Here is a 239-nt window from a genome sequence, read left to right as displayed (position 1 = left end):
CAGAAAAACATCCTCAAAAACAATTCTCAAAAGGCTACTGGGCAAAATCAAAACAGTTTCTGAAACGGAATATCTTTTTTGTTCGTTTGCAGAAGATTAAGGTTTGTAAACGCAGCGATTGGGGGTGTTGATGTGCGATATGTGTGCTTTGTATAAGAAGAAATGCAGTGGATATTTCGGTATATGGCAGAAAAGACGCAACTGTCATTGTGTCAATTTGTATTTTCTGTATGCTTTAG

The sequence above is a fragment of the Bacteroides sp. UBA939 genome (assembly GCF_002293435.1).
GTDB lineage: Bacteria > Bacteroidota > Bacteroidia > Bacteroidales > Bacteroidaceae > Bacteroides.
The sequence above is the reverse complement of the archived record's forward strand: the minus strand, read 5'-3'. Positions refer to the sequence as shown.